Source organism: Virgibacillus ndiopensis, from assembly GCF_900187325.1.
Taxonomy (GTDB): Bacteria; Bacillota; Bacilli; order Bacillales; family Amphibacillaceae; genus Virgibacillus_E; species Virgibacillus_E ndiopensis.
On the sequence record NZ_FZMZ01000005.1, the window covers coordinates 522,163 to 542,958 of the forward strand.

Here is a 20,796-nt window from a genome sequence, read left to right on the forward strand (position 1 = left end):
AAATAAAAAAGCCGCTACCTTTTTAGTAAGTAGCGACTTGATGATTACCCTTCTTCGTAAAATTTACGATTTAGTGCAATATATTCATTTTCTTCTTCTGGGACTTCGTCTTCCATATAGATTGCCTCTACAGGACATACAGCTTCACAGGCTCCGCAATCAATACATATATCAGGATCGATATAAAACATATCTTTACCTTCTTCTATACAATCAACAGGGCATACTTCTACGCATTCACCTGCTTTTTCATCTTTACAGGGCGATGTAATGACAAATGCCAACTAAATCTCCTCCTCATGTTTCAATTTAGCAATTTGTATTGAAATAGTTTATAAAAAAATTGTCATTAGCTATTATAGCTTATTTTACCTACTAATTGAAAGATGAAACAATCTATTATTAACTAATTAATCATCTTTTTTATATCATTTACATAAAGATTAGTATTTACATCTTTAAAAGGGGCGAAAAATAATGGAAGTGACAATTCGATATAATGACTCGTTCTGGTATTTTAGTCAACTCTTTGATATACCTCTATTACTAATAGAAAACTCTAATCCACAGATAAATGCGAAACAGTTACCTATTGGTGGGCGAATCCAAATTCCGGGATATATGTTAAAAGAATATGATATAAAAGAAGATGATTCATTTTGGGAAATCGCGATAACTAATAATATTCCAATGGACGCATTGTTTTTAGTAAATCCATTTGTTGATCAATATACCCTAAAAGTTGGACAAACAATTCATATTCCACAGAGAGTGAACGATTTACTTATTACTAAAGTTGAACAATATACATATGAAAAAATGCTGCAGGATCTAGGACAATTGCAAGAGGTTTATCCTTTCTTATTTAGTCAGTCTATTGGTCAGTCAGTATTGGGGAAAGAATTGGTAGAAATAAAAGTTGGCAATGGGAAAAAGCAAGTCCATCTCAACGGCTCATTCCATGCAAATGAATGGATCACAACTCCTGTCATTATGCAGTTTTTAAATCAATATGCTATGTCCTTAACAAATAATATATCAATAAGAGGAATTTATATGCTTCCATTATATATCGATACTACCTTGTCTCTTGTACCAATGGTTAATCCGGATGGAGTAAATCTAGTATTAAATGGCTCGGCGGCAGCTGGAATCTATCAACAAGAAGTACGTCAAATAAATAATTATTGTGATGATTTTTCAAATTGGAAAGCGAACATCAAAGGTGTTGATCTTAATAAGCAATTTCCAGCATTGTGGGAAGTAGAAGCGGCTCGTAAACCGACATCGCCAGAGCCAAGAGATTTTCCAGGTCACAAACCGTTTTCGGAACCAGAGTCAATCGCAATGGCAGAATTAGCTAGGACAAGAAAATTTGATCGTTTAAATGCATTTCATACACAGGGAAAAGAAATTTATTGGGGATTTGAAGGCTATACTCCACCTACATCTAAGATAATTGTAGAGGAATACAAGAGGGTGAGCGGGTATCTTCCGGTAAGATACATTGATAATTATGCAGGTTATAAAGATTGGTACATGCAAGAATACCAAAAATCTGGCTTCACCATCGAATTAGGAATTGGGGTGAATCCATTACCAATTGAGCAGTATCCTGAAATATATCAAGAAAGTTTAGGCATTATGCTAGCAAACTTATATTTATAATCAGTCCCATAAACATTGTACTATCTGCTCATTGTTATCTATTTGCACTAAATAAATATCAGGATTTCTTAAATTTTTCCATTTGTTAAAGCCAAACGTATCATCGTATTGTTTTAATAATAATGCAATTAGGTTTCCATGACTAACTAAAATAACATTTGTTAAACTATCATTATTAAAAATATCATCTAGTACGTTAGAAACACGTTTTATTGCATCATTTGCAGATTCCCCACCAGGCAAAGTGAAATCTAAATCTATAAATGACTGTTCTAATACTTCTATCCAGTCATCGATTGGTTCTTCACTTAAAATTCGCTCTTTTAAAAGCTCGTTTACCTCTATTTGCAAATTGTTGTTTTCAGCAAAGGGTTTAATGCTTTCTATTGCACGTAAATATGGACTGGAAACTATTTTGTCAAACCTTACATTTTGTTCTGTAAAAAAATTTGAAAGTAGACGCGCTTGTCTAATCCCTTCGTTTGTTAATGGGGAATCTCTATGTTGTCCTTCTGCCGAACAATGGCGAACTACATAAATATTTTTCAATACGATTCAGTCCCTTTTATGGTTATAGTGAGTCGACTATGATTCGTAGAAATATATAATATTGAATAATTAAAAATAATAAATAAATTATAGCATTAATAATGTTAATAGAAAACACTTTTATCACAGGTTATACAAATTAAATTAATTTTATACAAAAAAATAACAGGATAAAATTCCTGTTATCTTTCTTCTTTAAAATAATCTTTTCTAAATCCACCAATTCGATTGCTATTGTCAATAATAAAATAAAATTCTTCTGTTTCATTTTTTACATCGTACATTTTTCCAGGAGTTAATTTATTATGTACGATAAACTTCTTGGCATTGGCATGCACACATTCAATTTGTTTTATTGTATCTCTTTTCTCCCAATTTAGATGAATCATGAATTATCACTTCACTTCCCGTTTTAGTTTACATAATATATTTATTGTAAATCAATCAAATAAATACAAATATTTTTCATATCCTTCTTCAGCCATCTTCTCTTTTGGAATAAAGCGCATTGCCGCAGAATTCATACAATATCGAAGACCACCTTGTTCTTGCGGACCGTCATTAAAAACATGACCAAGATGTGAATTCCCTTCTTTACTTCTTACTTCAGTGCGAATCATCCCGTGTGATGTATCTGTCTTTTCGGAGACATGGTAATGGTCAACGGGCTTGGTAAAGCTTGGCCAACCACAGCCTGCATCAAATTTATCTTTTGATGAGAACAAAATTTCACCGGAAACAATCTCTACATATATTCCCTCTTTTTCATTATCCCAATATTCATTTTGAAACGGTCTCTCCGTCCCATTTTCTTGTGTTACACTATATTGAACGGGGGTTAACTTCGCCTTTAAATTTTCTTTGTTAACAGACTTGTTCCAATTTTTCTTGATAAAATCTTCTCTTCCAGAGCCTTTTTTATACAAACGATAGTGGAATGAATTCGTTTTGTAATAGTCTTGATGCTTATCCTCAGCTGGATAAAAGGTTTTGGCTGGAAGTATCTTTGTAACGATAGGTTTTGAAAACTTTCCACTCGCTTCTAATTGTTGTTTCGAGATTTGAGCAACTTCTTTTTGTTTCTCATTGTGATAAAAAATTGCCGTTTGATAGGATTCACCCCTATCGTTAAATTGTCCACCAGCATCTGTAGGATCTATTTGCTTCCAAAACGTATCAACAATACTTTCATACGGCATGATGGTTGGATCAAACGTAATTTGCACTGCTTCTAGGTGCCCAGTAGTATTTGAGCAAACTTGTTCATAAGTTGGGTTTTCAACTGTTCCACCCGTATAACCAGAAACAACACTTATAATGCCTGGTCGTTGATCGTAAGGTTCTACCATACACCAAAAACATCCCCCAGCAAATGTTGCAATTTCGTTATTACTAGTCATTCTTTTACCTCCAGTGCATTTTTTCTTATCCCTATTGTTCCCCTATTCATAAAAAAAATCAAGTGGTGTGCTTCATTATATTATATATATAGCTTTGGTTTAGATAAACCCTGCCTGGATTTATTACTATTTTTTGTTTGCTCTTCCGTGTAGGAAGACTCAACCTTTATATCCATACTTTCGTTATCATGGGATTCAGTATCAATGTTTGTCTCATCATCGTCATCTTCCTTAAGAGCCTTCATTAATTTATACATCTTTGGAAGATTTTTAACCATTGGACCATATTGCTGAACGACTGGAGCAGTAGATTGAACCACTTTTAGGACCTGCTGAACATTGTTTATCGTACTTGACAGTCCACCTACAGCACGTGCTGGCAAGGCCCCCTGCTGTATCCCCTGCGAAGGTAAAAAACGTTGTAACATATGCTGTATAGTATTGCCCCGTGGAGGAGAAAACCCCTGACTTGGAAACATTGTATTATTTGGCATTCGCTGCATTTGATTAACAGGAAAATTTGGTGGACGCTGAATTGGAAATACCATATTAATCCCTCTTTTCATATTAATTATCAAGATTATTGTACGTTATGAACCACAAAGCGTGTAGGCATCGAACCTACAATTATAAACATATATCTATGTATATCTTTAAATCGTATAAAAAAGAAAAAGTCCCTGCCTTGGAGGCAAAGACTTTTAAATGATTTGTCAATAAAGTTTTGTTATTCAGTGATAACCTCAGATGCGATTATGAACCCAATGGTGCCAGTAAAGATTAATCCAAACATAATTAATGGAAACATATTATCCCTCTCTTTCTCAAGTTCATACTTTTATTATAAACTTGATTAGTTGAAAAAGGAGATTAAAGTTTTGACGATTTTCCGAAAAATAATTTAGGGAATATTTCACTAACTATTTCCCGGGCAACCGCAGGATATTACAATTTACCTAGATAATATTGACGATTTTTGACGAAATATAACGAACTACGTGGATAATTGCCTTTGATATTGATTTTCTTGTCCAAATGTGAAAGCAAGTCTTGAACCTTTGTGTGATGGTTTAATTTGCAGTTTTGCATGGATTTCATTTTTTAATTGTGGTACATGAGAAATAATTCCTAGTAAACGATTGCTCTCTTGTAAATCCTTTAAACAATCAATCGCTTGCTGCAACGATATTTCATCTAATGTACCAAATCCTTCATCAATAAATAATGTATCCATTTGAACTCCGCCTGCATGTGCCTGTACGACATCTGCTAAACCTAGTGCTAAACTAAGAGCCGCTTTAAACCCCTCTCCACCGGAAAGCGTTTTGACGGAACGCTGTTGCCCAGTGTGATGATCCAGTACCTCAAGATCCAAGCCGCTTTGGGCACCACGCTTTGCAACTTGCCCACTACGAATAAGCTGATAGCGATGCTCTGTCAACCGATCTAGTCTAGTGTTGGCCTGAATTAATATTTCATCTAAAAAGGATGCTAAAACATATCGTTCAAAGGATAGTTTTAATTGGTTATTACCATGAGCTAAATCTGCTAATTCTCCGATTGTAAAATAGTTTTCAGTCAAGTGTTTTTGTTTACTTAATTTTTCCTGGATATTGTTTTCAACCAGATGATCATTATTTATCTTTAACCGCAATGAATGAATTGTGTCACTGGTATTTTGTAATTCTATTTGTTTCTCCTCCACCAGTTGTTCAAGTTCTTGTACATTGGGTCTAGAATGATTACCAATTTGTTTTTTTAATTCATTAAGCCTGAACTTTATTTGTTCTGTTCTAGTATCATATGCTTTCACTTTACTTTCAATTATTTTTTGCTCTTCTGATGACAGTTTAGCTTCCTGATAGGTTTCAATTGTTTGAAATCCACTTACATTAATAGCTTGAGAAAACAGCTTATATTGTTTTTCAAAACTTGCTCTATTATTTTCTTCAAAATGCTTTTGTTGATCTAAAATAGTTTTCTCCTTTTGTAATTCATCATACGATCTCTTGTATTGCTGACTTATGTTTTCCCAACTTGCTATTTGATGATTCAATGTTTGTTCCATCTCATTAATTTGGTTCTTAAAGTCATTTGCGTCTTGAATATCTTTCGGTAATTGTTTAGCTAATTCTTCTAGTCTTGTTTCCATTTTGACCGTTTCACTTGATACTTTTTGAAAGTTAATTAGTAGTTGATCAAACGTTTGTTTAATTTTTTCTTTCTTATTTTTGTATCCATTTCGTTGCATTCTAAGTTCTTGTAAATTTGTTAACTCCTGTTCTAATGTGACAGTTTCTTGCTTTAAGGCTAAAACTTTATCTTTCCATTTATTGCAAGTATCCAGTATAACCTTATCGTCAAGTTCTGTGAGCTCATTACTTATTTGGTCATAGAGTTTCATTACGGTTATACGTTGACTTTGTCCGTCAGATTTACATTCAGCAAATTTTTCTTGAAACTGTAAATATTCTTTCTCGTTTAACTGAAGGTCTTTTTTCAATTGCTCTAGTTCACTTTCGCGAATAGTTTCTTCATTTGCCACTACTTTATCGGGATGTTCTATCGATCCACAAACCGGACATGGTTTACCATCTTCTAAATGATGGGCAATTAGAACAGCATATTGTTTCTTTTGTTCCTCATCCTTTGTATTATATTGCGCTCGTAATTTTTCCAATTTTGTAAGCTTTTCATGATGTTTTTGCTGATATATTTTATAGCTTTTACGTAATTCCTGTAATTTGCTGTTTTCCGCGTATAAATTTTCAAGCTGCTTAATTAGATCTTTTCCCTTATCTAGTTCTTGCCGTTTCATATAATATGTTTTCGTTAATTCCTGTTCTTTATTTAGCTTATCTTCCATACGTTCCATTTCATTATCAATGTGTATAATCTCTTTTTCTATGGAATTAATTTGTCTCTGCTGTTGTTCTTTTTTTGAATTGATTTGTTTTGCACTCTTTTGCAAGTCCAAATAATTATTTACTTGATCTAATTGAGATTTGGCAAGTTTAACTTTTTCTTTTAATCTTTCACGTTCCGATTCTTTGCTTGCAGCTTCATTATAAGTAAATTCAATTGATTTATACTTCTTTCTAAGTGATTCTACCTTTTCTTGTTGTTGTGTAAATTTAGTTAGTTGATCTTGCCATTCTTTTTTACGTGCATTACTTTGGTTTTCAAGTGGCATAATCTCTATGGCTTTTTGTGCTAATTTAAGTTTCTCTTTATTTTGTAAAATTCTGTTCGCAGTCTCATTTAATTCAGACTGTTCTTTTTGTAGTTTCATTTGTTCAACAAACTTTTCTTCAAGTGTTTTACCCGCAAGCAGTTTATTTTGAGCGTTATTTAACACTTGTTGTTGTTGAATTTTTTGCTTATCGCATCCTGCTAACTTTTCTTTTGTTCGGTTAATTTCTTGTACTAGCTTTTCTTTAATAATTTCGATTGAGTCCTCGTTACTGATTTCCAGTTCAGTCCATTGTATTTTTGTTATTTCATATTGAATAGTTTGTTCAATATGTTCAATCTCTTCTTTTAATTCTTTTGATTGAAGCTTTAATTCTTCTGTTATTTTTTCATAAAAATAGGTATGGAAAATTTTCTGTAGGATTGCTTCTCTTTCCTTACTATTTTCAGAAATTAATTTTCGAAATTCACCTTGAGGTATTAAAACCATTTTACGAAATTGCTCGTAATCAAATCCTAATTTGGCTTCAATTGTTTCATTTACTTCCTTAATCCTGGATGAAATTAATGTTGTAGTATCATCTGTAACCTCGTACAAAATTGCTTTTGCAGGTTCCTCTGTATAACCATCGCCACGTTCTTTTTTCTTTTGTTGCTTTGGATTACGGATAACTTCATATTTTTTCTGATTCAGTGTAAAACGGAATTGTACCTCTGTTGGTTCATCTATTGTTGCAAAATGACTTCTTAATGAGTCCTGATCACGATCAGATCCGCTTGCACGTCCATAAAGTGCATAGCATATGGCATCAAATATAGTGGTTTTGCCTGCACCTGTTGGACCCGTTATAAGAAAAATAGATTCACCGCCTAATTCAGTAAAATCGATTTCTTGCTTCTCCCAATAAGGACCAAATGCTCTAAGACTTAACGAAAGGGCTCGCACGTTATTCCCCTCTTTCTTTTTCCATTAATTTTGTTACAACTTTCTCAACTTGTTCTCTGTTTTCATTGGGAATAGGAACACCTTTGATTTCCTCATAAAAAGATGCAAATAGCTCTGAATGAGATTTTGATTGTTTTTGCCTAATTCGTTTTAAATCTAGTAAGCTATTTTTCGATTCTAAGGTTTTTCGTTCCAGGCGTAATATATTAGGATAAACTTTTCGGAGCTTATTCATTGGATCAATAATTTGTCCTTCGTCTAATAAACGAATATGTAGATAGTCATCCGTTTTTCCAATTGGATCATTAATTAACTTATCAAAGTAACCCTCTACAACTCGCATATCATGTTTAGGTATTAAAGGAATTATCGACAGGTCACAATTTCCGTTTTCATCCAAATCAACGATTGTAACCGACTTTCTGTGATTTGCTTCTGAGAAAGAATATTTTAAAATTGATCCACTGTAACGAATTACATCACTTGTGACACGTTGTGCCTGATGCAAATGACCAAATGCCACATAGGAAAAATCGCTAAACAGTGATACATCAATATACGGACTTCCTCCAACCATTGATAAACGTTCTTCCGATTCAGATTCCATTCCACCTGCTAAAAAAGCATGTCCAACAAATACATGACGATCACTCATATTGTTGGATTGTTTAATAGTATTTATAATGGCCTCAAATGCGGAATGGTGTGAATTTATAGTGTCATCATCTAATAATTGTCTAACTTCTGCCGGTTCTACATACGGAATCAAATGAAAATGAACTGGACCAAATGAATCATATAAGACAATTGGTTTTAATTGTTCTGTTAACTTAGTCTCCATGTACAGCTGTTGTGTACGAAATAGCTGATTCCCAAACTCTAATCGATCTGGACTATCATGATTGCCAGCTATTGCAAGAACGGGTATTTTGAAATCTACAATTAGACTTGTTAATATTTTGTTTAACACCTCAACAGCTTCCTTTGGAGGTATTGCCCGATCATATAAATCACCCGCAATAATAATGACATCTGGTTGCTCCGATTTTATAATTTCTAACAGTTGATTTAGAATATATTCCTGTTCCTCTGTCATGTGAACACTATTAACAATTTTACCTAAATGCCAATCTGCCGTATGTACTATTTTCATTTTAAATTCACCTCGTACAGAATAGTTTAACACGATTTTGTCATTTATTGACGTTAATATGGCTGGAGTTTGTAAAAATAAAAGCCCTGGCATAAAAAGCTGCCAGAGCTATATTACTTCTTATATTGACTATACAATTCCCAAACCTCATCAAATACAGTTAATGCATTTGGAAATGGACTATTCCACTCTAAGTAATTACTAATTTCCCCATAATCAGTGGAATACTTTGGAAAATCATGATCATAAAAGATCCAATCAGCCAACCGACTTTTATCATCATGCTTTTTTCCCCGATACGTCAATATATAATGATAAAATGATCGCACATTATACACCTCATTAATCAGAAGCTATCCTGTTCCATGAATTCCTCATGTTTCTTCAATTTTTTTCTGTAAACAATTCCAGAAAGATAAATACTTGCTTCATAAAGAATGATTAATGGAATTGCTACTACAATTTGTAAGACAAAATCTGGTGGTGTTATGACAGCACCAATAATAATTAATATGAAATAAGCATATTTTCTTGTTTTACGCATGAAATCAGGGGTAAGTACTCCTAATGTTGTTAAAAACATGGCAATTATAGGAATTTCAAATAAAACGGCAAATGGAATGGTAACATGTAACAAAAATTTAAAATAGTTACCGAACGTATATAATTCGTTTGCAAACCCATCATTAAGTGATAACAAAAATGGCATTATTAGTTTAGTAAAAACTATATAACCAAATGTAATTCCACCCAAAAATAATAGAAAGACTGCCGGAATATAAGCTAGAGAAGCTTTTCGTTCATTAGACGTTAAACCAGGTTTTATAAATAGCCACACCTGAATACAGAGAATTGGTAAAGTACCAGTTATTGCAACTAAACCAGCCATTGTAAAATAAACTGAAATAATATCCGTAGGGCTTGTGAAATTTAATGTGAAATCTATATCTTTGATTAAAAAACTATATATTTCTTTAACATAGACAAAACCCAGTCCAAAAAAGATCGCAAAAATAACTACAGTCACAATAAGCCTATTTCTTAACTCAGATAAATGCCCAGTTACGTTCATCTCTTTTTCATTTTCAAATTGTTGATCTTCAGACATTGTTATACACTCTCTCCTAGACTGTGCTAATTTCTACATTAGCACAAAAGAAGATGTAAGGTTACGTACCCCCTCACACCTTGACTATATATCCATTATTTGTTTTTATTTTTCTCATCATCAGAGACAATATCTTTAGTCGCATTTTTAAATTCTTTTAGTGAACTACCAAAAGCCTTACCGATTTCCGGGAGTTTAGATGGGCCAAAGACTACTAGCGCCACGATAAGTATCAATATTAAACCGGGAATACCAATATTACTAAACATATAACAATCACTCCGAAGAATTTATTTGTTTTCTTTTCCGTTAACGATTTCTTTTGTTTCCTTCACTTCATCCGTTACATCGCTAGTTAACTCACGAGCAGAATTTTTAAATTCACGTAATGTATTTCCCGCAGCTTTTCCTATCTCTGGAAGCTTTTTCGGTCCAAAAATTACTAATGCAATAATTAAAATTAATATTAGCCCTGGAAACCCTATATTTGTAAACATAAACACACCTTCTTTATTTTAATTATAATATCATACGATTAAACTTTAAAATACATTTTTTAAATAACATAAAACGTTCAAATTCGGTAAAGTATGAAGCTTGTAAACGTATATAGTTTAACATGATTATCCATGATATAACAACTTATAATATTTTTGCTTGTTCATACTGTGCTGGATAATTCATATTAAAAAAATGTCGCTGTAAAATTTCATCCGATATGGTGTCATAATGACTTACATAATTGACGTTAATATAATCGAACAATTTTTTTACCTTCCGATCATCCCTATCTAATTGTTGTTGTATGTTGGGTAGCACTGATCTTTTATAAATACCTGTTAATGGATGCATTGTGTTTTCATACACAGGAATAACTGCATCAAAGTCTTTTAATTGGTCAACTAAAAAATTATAAACCTGTTGATTAATAAAGGGCATGTCGCATGCAGCAAAAAAGTAAAAATCAGCATTTGTATGATAAATGCCTGTTTCTATGCCTGCCAATGGACCCTTATTAGTGTATCTGTCCGTAAACATCGGAAGGCCAAGAAATGTATATTTAGCAGGCTCGTTTGTAGCTACAACTAGATCATCAACAAATTTGGATAACTCCAAAGCGATATGTTCAATTACCGATTTGTTATGAAGGGGTAATAATGATTTAGTCTTCCCCATTCGAGAAGATTTACCACCTGATAAAATCACACCGCAACTATTCATAATATTCACTCCACATTAGTTACTTTTACGGTCATACTGTAAAAAGTAATAATCATACGGATTCTTTTCGTTCTTTTCCCCTTTTTCTTTTGAGGTTAAGTTCCAATCTTCAAAAGAAAATTTCGGAAAATAGATTTCACCGTCAAATATTTCATCGATATATGTAATATACATTCGATCGGCGTGGGGGAGGACTTGGTCAAAAATGGTACCTCCACCGATTATAAAGAATTCTTCACTAGGATGATTCCTGTTCCAATCTAGAACAGTTTCAATATTATCAATTACCTTTACCTTTTCTGGATATTCAGCTTGATTTCTTGTTATAACAACATTTACTCGGTTTGGTAATGGTTTGCCTATTGATTCATATGTTTTTCGTCCCATAATAATAGTGTGACCAGTAGTTACTTCCTTAAAAAATTTTAAATCACTAGGTAAATGCCATGGCAAATCATTTTGTGAACCGATTAATTGGTTACGGTCCATAGCTAAAAGTAATGAAATCATGTAGAAACCCTCCCTTTCTCTAATTAAACAGCAATTGGTGCTTTAATCGTTGGGTGTGGATTGTAGTTAATTAATTCAAAATCAGATAACTCAAAGTCAAAAATCGAAGCTTTTTCTTGGTTAATACGAAGTTTAGGGCATGTTCGTATTTCTCGTTTAAGTTGTTGATTTACTTGTTCTACATGATTAGTATAAATATGCGCATCGCCCAATGTGTGGACAAATTCTCCAACCTCTAAATCGCATTCATGCGCAATTAAATACGTTAACAATGCATAACTAGCGATATTAAACGGTACCCCTAAAAAGATATCCGCACTTCGTTGATACAATTGGCATGAGAGCTTTCCATTAGCTACATAAAATTGGAACAACGTATGACAAGGTGGCAAGGCCATATTTGAAGGAACATCTTCAGGATTCCAAGCTGTTACAATATGTCGACGTGAATCCGGAGTCGTACGAATTGATTCAATTACCTGTTTTATTTGATCAATCGTTTGATTTTTGGATGTTTTCCACGCACGCCACTGCTTACCATAGACAGAACCAAGATCACCATATTTTCCAGCAAATAAGTCATCATGTAAAATTTTGTATTTAAAAATAGCCATCTGCTCCTGATAAAGCTTATTAAATTCAGGATCACGTTGACAGCGATTGCCAAAATCAGTCATATCAGGACCATTATAATCAGTACTCTCCACCCATTTTTTAAATGCCCATTCATTCCAAATATTATTATTGTTTTCAACTAAATATCGTATATTGGTATCACCTTTAATAAACCATAATAATTCACTGGCTACTAGACGAAACGGAACTTTTTTTGTCGTTAATAATGGAAATCCTTCATGTAAATTGAATCGCATTTGGTGTCCAAACACGGAATATGTACCAGTATTTGTTCGATCTTCTTTTTTTACTCCTGTTTCCAGAACATGTTTACATAGATTTAAGTATGCTTGCTCGCCTATTAGCATGTAATCTCCTCCATACTTTAATAGTAGTATAATTGTTTTGTCCCACATTAATGCGCAGTAGCTTCTCAAAGTGAAACTTCTCTTTATTGTAACATAAACGTAAAATCGATTAGCTCATAAACTTACTTTTTTCTACATAAACGTATTTAGAAGAGTCAAACTCAGAGAAAGGGGATCTTGCATGCTAAATAGTACTGTAGAACATGTACTAAAACAATCCGTTGTATACAGCTACATGTTAAGCCAACCGCTAGCTGTTTACGTTGATGCATATCCTGTACTTCAAAATAAACAATTATTAGAAGCAGAACAATTGGAATATGGTGAACATGGAGAGTCAGTTCGTGTCTTACAAAGTAAATTAAATAAATTGTCCTACTACGATGACGAAATTGATGGAGATTATGGAATACTGACAGAACATGCGTTAAAGAAATTTCAAGCAAAATACCATTTAAGAATGTCTGGTCAGGCAGATGAAGAAACGATAGATAAATTAATAGAAGTAGAAATGAAAATGTATTTGGATCAAATAGAAGAACTATCAGATTCCATTTACCCTGGTCTGCATAATAATGATGTTAAAATTGTTCAGAAAGCATTATCCTATTTTGGTTATTATACTGGGGAAATAGATGGAATATACGGTCCTCTAACCAAAAAAGCATTGGAAATTGCTGAAGAAGAACATGATATCGAACTGACAGAAAAGGTATCTAAGGAATCTCTTACAACGCTTTATCAATCCAGTAAAGCAGAAACGAAAAAAGTAAAAACGGAGCAGCAACAGACGGATAATGAAAGAAAAGAAACTGAAAAAGAAATAAAGAACGTAGAAAAAACAGGGAAAAATCACTCTGGTGTTGTTCAAGCTGCATATTCTTATATCGGAACTCCATATGTGTGGGGTGGTGAATCACCAGGTGGATTTGACTGTAGCGGATTTATTCAATACATTTATTCGACACAAAATATCACTACACCGAGAACAGTTCCTGAGATGTGGAATTTTGCAACTCCAGTAAATAGTCCATCGATTGGTGATCTTGTATTTTTTGAAACGTATAAACCTGGTCCATCACATATGGGGATTTATATTGGTGATGGAAAATTTATACATGCTGGTCAATCGAATGGAGTAGAAATTTCAAAGATGGAATACGACTATTGGCAAAAAAGATATCTTGGAGCGAAGCGGATAAAGTAATTAGTGAAATGTTATGGTACTAGAATATATTACCACTTCGTTTCGTAATAATCCCACTAAACACAACAAATACTAAGAAAAAAAGGTGGGATATAAATGACCGGATTAATTGTTAAACTAATTATTTCTCCAATAGCTATCATATTAGCTTCGTGGATCTTTCCTAATGTAGATTTCGCATATTGGTACCAACCCATTATCATTGGAGTCGTATTAGCGGTGATTGGATATTTTATGGAAGTGGCTATGTTACGAGAAGATACAAATTGGTTAAGTACGATTATGGATTTCGCTGCGTCTACTCTCATTATTTATTTTGGAGCGATGTTTTTCGCAGATTCTGAAGTAACTTTTTGGGGAGCAGCTTTAACAGGTGCAATTCTTGCGGTTACAGAGATTTTTCAACATAATTGGTTACTACAAAGTGGCAGGGTACGTAAAGACGATCCTGTAAGTGAGTAACGTAAAAAATCGAGTAGGTGGGATACTCCATCTACTCGATTTTTTTTAATCAGGAAATTATCAAATCAATAATCGAATTAGCCACTTCCAGCTCCAACCCCCATTGAAATTTCCTCACACATGCGATAGGAATGTTTAGCTAAAATTACAGCTCCCAATGACACCGAACCACCTGTGTTGGGACGGCACTTTCGTTTTGTTTACCATTCTTCATAAAACTGTTCTAAAAATGTTTCCATAAATGAATGACGTTCATTTGCAATCTGTTTTGCTGTTGCCGTATGAATTAAATCTTTTAGTTTTAACAATTTATCATAAAAATGCCGGATTGATGTTGATTCTTGTTTACTATCATGAAAAATCAATTGACCCTTAGCTCCTCCATAAGCAAAAGTCCGTGCAATTCCGATTGCCCCGATTGCATCAAGTCTATCGGCGTCCTGAACAATTTTCCCTTCTATTGTAGTAGGTGTTTTCCCTTTGCTAAACGAGACATCACGTGCAGCTATTCTTACTTTTTCAATTTCATCCGAGGAAACTTGTATCGATTCTAAAAATGAATATAAATCGTTTATTACTTTTGTTGGATTATCGAAAAGCTTATGATCGCCAATATCGTGAAGCCAGCCAGCTGCTTCAGCAACAAATAAATCTGCATTTTCTTGTTTAGCAATAGTTTTTGCCATTTCAGCAACGCGTTTCATATGAAAATAATCATGTCCTGTAGCATCATCATGAAATATTTCTTTTACATAGACTTGAATAGCCTGCAGTTGTTTTTCTTTTTCCATTAAAATAATCCTAAGATTCTTCCGTCTTCTGTAACGTCCATGTTCAAGGCAGCTGGTTTCTTTGGCAAACCTGGCATTGTCATCATGTCCCCTGTTAAAACAACGATAAAACCAGCACCAACAGCTATACGTAGTTCTCTAATGGAAACAGTGAACCCTTTAGGTCTTCCTATCAAAGTTGGGTCATCAGAGAGCGAGTATTGCGTTTTTGCCATACAAATCGGCAGTTTTCCCCACCCTTGCAGTTCATAAAAATTGAGTTGTTTTTTGACTTTAGATGACAATTCAATATCATCTGCTCCGTAAACAGTTTGAGCTACTTTTCGAATTTTTGTTTCCAAGGCATCTTCTAACTCATAAACGTATTTAAAATTTCTATCACTTGATTGGGCTTTTTTCACAATTTTTTCAGCTAGTTCAAGACCTCCTTCACCGCCTTGAGCCCATACGTCAGTTAGAGCTACTTCAATTCCTCTTGATTCACACCATGATTTAATAAAATTTATTTCGTCCTTTGTGTCAGTTGGAAATTTATTGATCGCCACCACGTAAGGTAATCCAAAATATTCTATCGTTTCAATATGCTTGTTAAGATTTTCTATACCGGTTTTTAATGCCTCTACATTTTCCTCCGTTAAATTATCTTTATTTACTCCACCATGCATTTTTAATGCACGGACAGTTGCTACAATAACAACTGCATCAGTATCAATGTTTCCTGCTCGTGTTTTAATGTCTAGGAATTTTTCAGCACCTAAATCAGCACCAAAACCAGCTTCTGTTACTACATATTCACCCAACTTGGCGGCCGTTCTTGTTGCCATAATACTATTACAGCCGTGTGCAATATTGGCAAATGGTCCACCATGTATTATTGCAGGTGTATTCTCGGTAGTTTGTACTAAATTAGGCTTTATAGCATCTTTTAATAACAGTGTCAGTGCCCCTTCTACTTTTAAATCCTTAACAGTTACCGGCGACTCATCGTATGTATACCCAATAACAATTTGCGAAATTCGTTTCTTTAAATCTTCAAGACTTGTCGCTAAACATAAAATAGCCATTATTTCAGAAGCAACTGTAATGGTAAATCCATCTTCTCTAGGAACACCTTTCAACGGCCCACCGAGACCAACGACAATTTCTCTTAATGCACGATCATTCATGTCCATAACACGTTTCCATTCAATTCTTCTTGGGTCAATATTTAATACATTACCTCGATGGATATGATTATCAATCATAGCTGATAATGCATTATTAGCGCTTGTGATTGCATGAAGATCTCCAGTGAAATGCAAATTGATATCTTCCATTGGCAGTACTTGTGAGTATCCTCCCCCTGCTGCACCACCCTTCATCCCCATTACAGGACCAAGAGAAGGCTCTCTTAATGCAATAATAGCTTTTTTGCCGATTCTGTTTAACGCTTGTCCTAATCCGACTGTAACTGTTGATTTCCCTTCTCCGGCAGGTGTTGGATTGATCGAGGTTACTAAAATCACCTTACCATTTGGCCTATTCTCAAGTTTTTTTAATAAATCATCAGACAGTTTTGCTTTTGTGTGACCATAGGGTTCCCAGTCTGTTTCCGTTAGATGGAGGTTTCCCGCAATCTCGCTAATTGGTTTCAGCGTAGCCTGTTGCGCAATTTCAATATCTGTTCTCATTTCATAAAACTCCTCTCTTAACTATAATTACAGTATAATCTATTTGTGTTTGTTTTCACATAATTATAAACGCTTTCATTATATCTTGAATTCCAACAAAAATATAGCCATTTCATCCAAAAAAAATAGCTGAATTTCAGCGGCAAATTCTTGACTGTTAATTGGAAATAAGCTATATTGGACACAAGCAAAGAAGATGTATGGAATCATTAAAGACAGGCAGCTTCTATAGAAGTGGATGCAATAGTGATCCTACGCTTCTATAAGAGTTGCCTTTTTGATGTTTTATTATTCTGCTTTGTATATTACCACGTTCTAAAGTAGGTTTTAGAAAACATACTTTTACGTGAAAGTTTCTAGGAGGATTGTTCACATGGAAAATGGAGTAGTAAAATGGTTCAATGCAGAAAAGGGCTATGGTTTCATCCAAGTAGAAGGTGGAAATGATGTATTTGTACATTATTCTGCAATTCAAGAAGAAGGTTTTAAATCATTAGAAGAAGGTCAAGAGGTTTCATTTGAAATCGTTGAAGGTGAACGTGGACCACAAGCTGCTAATGTCACGAAATTATAATCAAAACATTATATAAAAAGCGGTAATCTCACTAGATTACCGCTTTTTTTGGTAGTTTACTTGCTTTCTACAATCGTGATACGTATAATACTTTCTGTTGTATAATTCGCGGTTCGCAAACTCCCGCGTTATCAAAACTAAGGAGGAAATTTAATGGCAAATGAAATAATATGGATATTATTTGCAGTAGTGAATTTTTCGTTATTATTACTCTTTTATCGCTTATATGGAAAGATGGGTTTATTTGTTTGGATCGGAATGGCTACGGTAATTGCAAACATTCAAGTCCTAAAGACAATTGAATTATTTGGATTAACAGCCACACTTGGAAATATAGTTTATGGATCAGCATATTTAGCTACCGATATTTTAAACGAGAAATATAGTAAGCAAGATGCTAAGAAAGCAGTATGGCTGGGGTTTACCACGTTAATTACAATGACTGTCATCATGCAAATTGCTTTATCCTTCGAGCCTGGTCCTAATGACATAGCACATTCTTCACTCGAATCGCTATTTGGCATAATTCCACAGATAGCTTTGGGAAGTCTAGCTGCATATATTATAAGTCAATATTTTGATGTATGGATATATGATAAACTAAAAAAGCTATTTCCATCGGACAGATTTCTATGGATTCGAAATAACGGTAGTACGATGATAAGTCAATTATTGGATACTACTATATTTTGCAGTATAGCCTTTTATGGTCAATATCCTTTTGATATCTGGATAGAAATTTTTGTAACAACATATATTATCAAGTTTGTCGTGGCACTTCTAGACACACCATTTATGTATATCGCGAAGTATATGAATAATAAAGCGTAAAAAACGAGGATAGCAAATGCTATTCTCGTTTTTTATATCTTAGGTAGTGTAGCTTTTGTCAACGCCTTCTCCTCGCGAGGCACCCGTATTCTTAACAATCCGATATGGAATAATGGAAATAAAATTGCTGTAATATAGGCACCGTATAACATTGGAATTACAATTAACTCTACTAAAACAATTAGATAATTTGGATGCTTTATATATTTATATGGTCCCTTTTTTAGAATTGAAACTCCAGGTAGTACAATAATTTTCGTGTTCCAAAACCTTCCTAACGTTTGTATACACCAGACTCTACCTATTTGCACTGCTAGAAAAATACTAAACAGTAGATAATTTAAATGTCGATCATTAACACTATTTATGCTTACTTCGAACAAAATAGAAAGAAAAAACATTATATGCAGGATAACAAACCATTTATAATGTTTTTCTCCCTGCTCTATGCCTCCTCTATTTTTCATCCATTGTTCGTTCCTTTTTGCTATTATAAGCTCCACAAGACGTTGACAAATAATAACGCCAAGCAGGATCCACATCCAAGTTGTCATCGATTCCACTCCAATAATAATAATTCTGAGCTAAAGCCTGGCCCTAATGCTGATAAGATACTAAGTTCTTTTTCATTTATCTTTTCTTTCATCCACTCATTTAATACATAAATTACTGTTGCAGAAGACATATTTCCATGATTAGCTAATACTTTATAGGAATTAGCTAATTTCCCTTCAGATAATTGCAATACCTCCTCCATTGCTTCTAATACTTTTTTTCCACCCGGATGTGAAATAAATGAATGAACCCCAACTTCATTTACATGTATTTCTTGAAAAAATGCGTGTATATGATTACTCCAAAAGGTATGTACAAGTTCTGGAATACTTTTTGAAAAGATCACTCCTAACCCATTATTTGTTACGTCCCATCCCATAACAGAAAGACTATTCTTTTTCGTCACTGAACTTGTCTTAATAATCTTCGGTAATACTTTTTTTCGAAAGGAATGATAAGGTGAATCTTCACCACTAATTAAAACAGCTGCTACGCCATCACCAAATAAAGCAGTACCAATTAGGTTACTTTTTTTATTATCATTTTTTTGAAACGTTAACCCACATAATTCACAACAAACCAATAGGGCGGTTTTGTCAGGATGTGCAGAAATCCAGTCAAATGCCCGGGATAAGCCTGTAGCCCCACCAGCACATCCCAATCCCCATAAAGGCATGCGACAAATGTTATCGCGAAAAGGTCGTTCGTTAAGTATATGAGCATCAATTGATGGTGTAGCAATCCCTGTCGATGATACGAAAATAATCATGTCCACCGCATTATACGGAATAGCTTCCTTTAAAAATTCCTTGTTCGTTAAACAATTATCAATAGCCTCAAGTGAGTACTTACATGCATATTGTTGATACAAGTTATTTTTCTCTTCAAAAGAGTGATTCTCTTTAAACCACTCCTTATCAACAACAAATTGTCGTTTGTTTATTTCAGCATGGTCAAATACAGGAAGTAATCTAGTTAATTCCGTTTCGGTATAAGTAAATATATTTTCGACTAGTAGCTTTATCTCTTGCTGTGTTATTTCATGTTGCGGAATGCCTACACCAGTTGAACAAATAAATGCCATAGTATCTCCTTCTTCATTATTATGTTTAAGATAGTTTGTGTTATTTTCAGTAATTTATGTTTCGTTAATCAACTTATATAGCACGACTTACAACTATAAATATGTCCATATCGTGACACTTTATACAAGTGTGATATTTATCATAGATGAGTTTGGAACTATATAGGAATATATGTTTATAAATCAAAATGAAAAGAGGGATGTTGAATGAGTGATCTACCGAAAAAAAACAAGCATTCTAGTCTTCAAAAAGAAGACCCAAATTTAAGAGGTACATTAATTTCTGTACTTTTACTTGGAACATTCATCGCTGTAAGTTGGTTTGGGGTTTTTGCAATATTCGTTTCAAGATAAACGTGAACAAGAATGATTAGGGAGAGTGAACAGACATGCATTTACACAAATATGAAAAGATTTGGCTTATATTTGGGGTTGGATCTTTACTATTGTTTCTAACTATCATTGGTTTTGGAGCATTTTATAAAGGACTACAACCACAAAGTCACATGATGACAATCGATCCGGAAAATGTGGAGGCGTATGATGCGTTCAAACAAGAAAATTTAGGTGTTACAAAAGTAAATGATCAAAAATATATTGTTAATGTTGTCGCAACAGCATTTAATTTTGACTTAGGAAAAAACGAAGATGGTACCCCTCTTAAGGAAATTCGTATTCCAAAAGGAGCAACCGTATTGTTTCAGGTAACTACAAAGGATGTAGTCCACGGATTTTCAATTGCAGGTACAAATGTAAATATGATGGTTGAGCCCGGTTATATAAGTAGTTATGAAACTAAATTAGATAAATATGGAGAATTTACGTTATTATGCAATGAATACTGTGGTTTAGGACATCATCTCATGTCTACTAAAGTGGAGGTGTATTAGTC

At 33.8% G+C, this 20,796-nt stretch carries 25 protein-coding genes; 7 read left to right on the plus strand and 18 right to left on the minus strand.

Annotation, left to right across the window (positions count from 1 at the left end; genetic code table 11):
* Window positions 1–44: 44 nt before the first annotated feature.
* Window positions 45–284, minus strand: coding sequence for a ferredoxin family protein (locus CS937_RS09905; protein ID WP_099158294.1), 240 nt, complete (start codon window positions 282–284; stop codon window positions 45–47).
* A 193-nt stretch (window positions 285–477) separates the two neighbouring features.
* On the opposite strand from CS937_RS09905, the gene CS937_RS09910 reads away from it, so the two are divergent.
* A complete protein-coding gene (locus CS937_RS09910; protein ID WP_099158295.1) occupies window positions 478–1,668 on the plus strand; it encodes a M14 family metallopeptidase in 1,191 nt (396 codons plus the stop codon).
* Here CS937_RS09910 and CS937_RS09915 read toward each other — a convergent pair whose 3' ends face one another.
* From CS937_RS09915 to CS937_RS09975, 13 genes are all read right to left on the minus strand, one after another.
* The gene (locus CS937_RS09915; RefSeq protein ID WP_099158296.1) at window positions 1,669–2,217 is read right to left on the minus strand and encodes a histidine phosphatase family protein; all 549 of its coding nucleotides are present in this window, start codon (window positions 2,215–2,217) and stop codon (window positions 1,669–1,671) included.
* Window positions 2,218–2,399: 182 nt separating this feature from the next.
* Window positions 2,400–2,606 (minus strand): DUF6501 family protein, encoded by a 207-nt coding sequence (locus CS937_RS09920; protein WP_099158297.1) that lies wholly within the window; start codon window positions 2,604–2,606, stop codon window positions 2,400–2,402.
* A gap of 51 nt (window positions 2,607–2,657) precedes the next feature.
* Entirely contained in the window at window positions 2,658–3,617 is a 960-nt protein-coding gene (gene msrB, locus CS937_RS09925) for a peptide-methionine (R)-S-oxide reductase MsrB (protein ID WP_099158298.1), read from the minus strand.
* 80 nt (window positions 3,618–3,697) lie between these two features.
* Window positions 3,698–4,165, minus strand: a complete 468-nt coding sequence (gene vrrA, locus CS937_RS09930) for a VrrA/YqfQ family protein (protein WP_099158299.1) — start codon at window positions 4,163–4,165, stop codon at window positions 3,698–3,700.
* Between the two features lie 446 nt (window positions 4,166–4,611).
* Window positions 4,612–7,755: an AAA family ATPase gene (locus CS937_RS09935; protein WP_099158300.1), complete on the minus strand. Its 3,144-nt coding sequence runs from the start codon at window positions 7,753–7,755 to the stop codon at window positions 4,612–4,614.
* A 1-nt stretch (window position 7,756) separates the two neighbouring features.
* Window positions 7,757–8,908, minus strand: coding sequence for an exonuclease SbcCD subunit D (locus CS937_RS09940; protein WP_099158301.1), 1,152 nt, complete (start codon window positions 8,906–8,908; stop codon window positions 7,757–7,759).
* Window positions 8,909–9,021: 113 nt separating this feature from the next.
* Window positions 9,022–9,237 (minus strand): YozE family protein, encoded by a 216-nt coding sequence (locus CS937_RS09945; RefSeq protein WP_099158302.1) that lies wholly within the window; start codon window positions 9,235–9,237, stop codon window positions 9,022–9,024.
* 17 nt (window positions 9,238–9,254) lie between these two features.
* Complete coding sequence (tatC, locus tag CS937_RS09950) at window positions 9,255–10,016, minus strand: twin-arginine translocase subunit TatC (RefSeq protein WP_099158303.1); 762 nt, start codon at window positions 10,014–10,016, stop codon at window positions 9,255–9,257.
* Between the two features lie 95 nt (window positions 10,017–10,111).
* Complete coding sequence (locus tag CS937_RS09955; RefSeq protein WP_099158304.1) at window positions 10,112–10,285, minus strand: twin-arginine translocase TatA/TatE family subunit; 174 nt, start codon at window positions 10,283–10,285, stop codon at window positions 10,112–10,114.
* A gap of 21 nt (window positions 10,286–10,306) precedes the next feature.
* Window positions 10,307–10,513 (minus strand): twin-arginine translocase TatA/TatE family subunit, encoded by a 207-nt coding sequence (locus CS937_RS09960; protein ID WP_099158305.1) that lies wholly within the window; start codon window positions 10,511–10,513, stop codon window positions 10,307–10,309.
* Window positions 10,514–10,658: 145 nt separating this feature from the next.
* Window positions 10,659–11,237, minus strand: a complete 579-nt coding sequence (mobA, locus tag CS937_RS09965) for a molybdenum cofactor guanylyltransferase (RefSeq protein WP_099158306.1) — start codon at window positions 11,235–11,237, stop codon at window positions 10,659–10,661.
* 15 nt (window positions 11,238–11,252) lie between these two features.
* Window positions 11,253–11,747, minus strand: a complete 495-nt coding sequence (locus tag CS937_RS09970; protein WP_099158307.1) for a dihydrofolate reductase — start codon at window positions 11,745–11,747, stop codon at window positions 11,253–11,255.
* 23 nt (window positions 11,748–11,770) lie between these two features.
* Complete coding sequence (locus CS937_RS09975) at window positions 11,771–12,730, minus strand: thymidylate synthase (protein ID WP_099158308.1); 960 nt, start codon at window positions 12,728–12,730, stop codon at window positions 11,771–11,773.
* A 181-nt stretch (window positions 12,731–12,911) separates the two neighbouring features.
* On the opposite strand from CS937_RS09975, the gene CS937_RS09980 reads away from it, so the two are divergent.
* Window positions 12,912–13,937 carry a C40 family peptidase gene (locus CS937_RS09980; protein ID WP_099158309.1) on the plus strand — a complete coding sequence of 342 codons (1,026 nt, stop codon included), beginning with the start codon at window positions 12,912–12,914 and terminating at the stop codon, window positions 13,935–13,937.
* Between the two features lie 96 nt (window positions 13,938–14,033).
* Window positions 14,034–14,399, plus strand: a complete 366-nt coding sequence (locus CS937_RS09985) for a DUF2512 family protein (protein ID WP_099158310.1) — start codon at window positions 14,034–14,036, stop codon at window positions 14,397–14,399.
* Window positions 14,400–14,599: 200 nt separating this feature from the next.
* Here the strand turns inward: CS937_RS09985 and CS937_RS09990 are convergent, their stop codons facing one another.
* Together CS937_RS09990 and CS937_RS09995 are read right to left on the minus strand one after the other, a co-directional pair.
* Entirely contained in the window at window positions 14,600–15,190 is a 591-nt protein-coding gene (locus tag CS937_RS09990; RefSeq protein WP_099158311.1) for an HD domain-containing protein, read from the minus strand.
* Window positions 15,190–16,860, minus strand: coding sequence for a formate--tetrahydrofolate ligase (locus CS937_RS09995; RefSeq protein WP_099158312.1), 1,671 nt, complete (start codon window positions 16,858–16,860; stop codon window positions 15,190–15,192). The genes CS937_RS09990 and CS937_RS09995 overlap by 1 nt, the downstream gene beginning before the upstream one ends.
* A gap of 373 nt (window positions 16,861–17,233) precedes the next feature.
* On the opposite strand from CS937_RS09995, the gene CS937_RS10000 reads away from it, so the two are divergent.
* Together CS937_RS10000 and CS937_RS10005 are read left to right on the plus strand one after the other, a co-directional pair.
* Window positions 17,234–17,434 carry a cold-shock protein gene (locus CS937_RS10000; protein ID WP_099158313.1) on the plus strand — a complete coding sequence of 67 codons (201 nt, stop codon included), beginning with the start codon at window positions 17,234–17,236 and terminating at the stop codon, window positions 17,432–17,434.
* A 153-nt stretch (window positions 17,435–17,587) separates the two neighbouring features.
* Window positions 17,588–18,265, plus strand: a complete 678-nt coding sequence (locus CS937_RS10005; protein WP_099158314.1) for a queuosine precursor transporter — start codon at window positions 17,588–17,590, stop codon at window positions 18,263–18,265.
* 32 nt (window positions 18,266–18,297) lie between these two features.
* Here the strand turns inward: CS937_RS10005 and CS937_RS10010 are convergent, their stop codons facing one another.
* Together CS937_RS10010 and CS937_RS10015 are read right to left on the minus strand one after the other, a co-directional pair.
* Window positions 18,298–18,819 (minus strand): isoprenylcysteine carboxyl methyltransferase family protein, encoded by a 522-nt coding sequence (locus CS937_RS10010; protein ID WP_099158315.1) that lies wholly within the window; start codon window positions 18,817–18,819, stop codon window positions 18,298–18,300.
* Entirely contained in the window at window positions 18,816–19,904 is a 1,089-nt protein-coding gene (locus CS937_RS10015; protein ID WP_099158316.1) for a type III polyketide synthase, read from the minus strand. Before CS937_RS10015 ends, CS937_RS10010 begins: the two co-directional genes overlap by 4 nt.
* Window positions 19,905–20,111: 207 nt before the next feature.
* Here CS937_RS10015 and CS937_RS10020 point away from each other — a divergent pair, with 207 nt between their 5' ends.
* Window positions 20,112–20,258: a cytochrome c oxidase subunit 2A gene (locus CS937_RS10020; RefSeq protein WP_099158317.1), complete on the plus strand. Its 147-nt coding sequence runs from the start codon at window positions 20,112–20,114 to the stop codon at window positions 20,256–20,258.
* 35 nt (window positions 20,259–20,293) lie between these two features.
* Window positions 20,294–20,794: a cytochrome c oxidase subunit II gene (locus tag CS937_RS10025; RefSeq protein WP_099158318.1), complete on the plus strand. Its 501-nt coding sequence runs from the start codon at window positions 20,294–20,296 to the stop codon at window positions 20,792–20,794.
* Window positions 20,795–20,796: the final 2 nt, after the last annotated feature.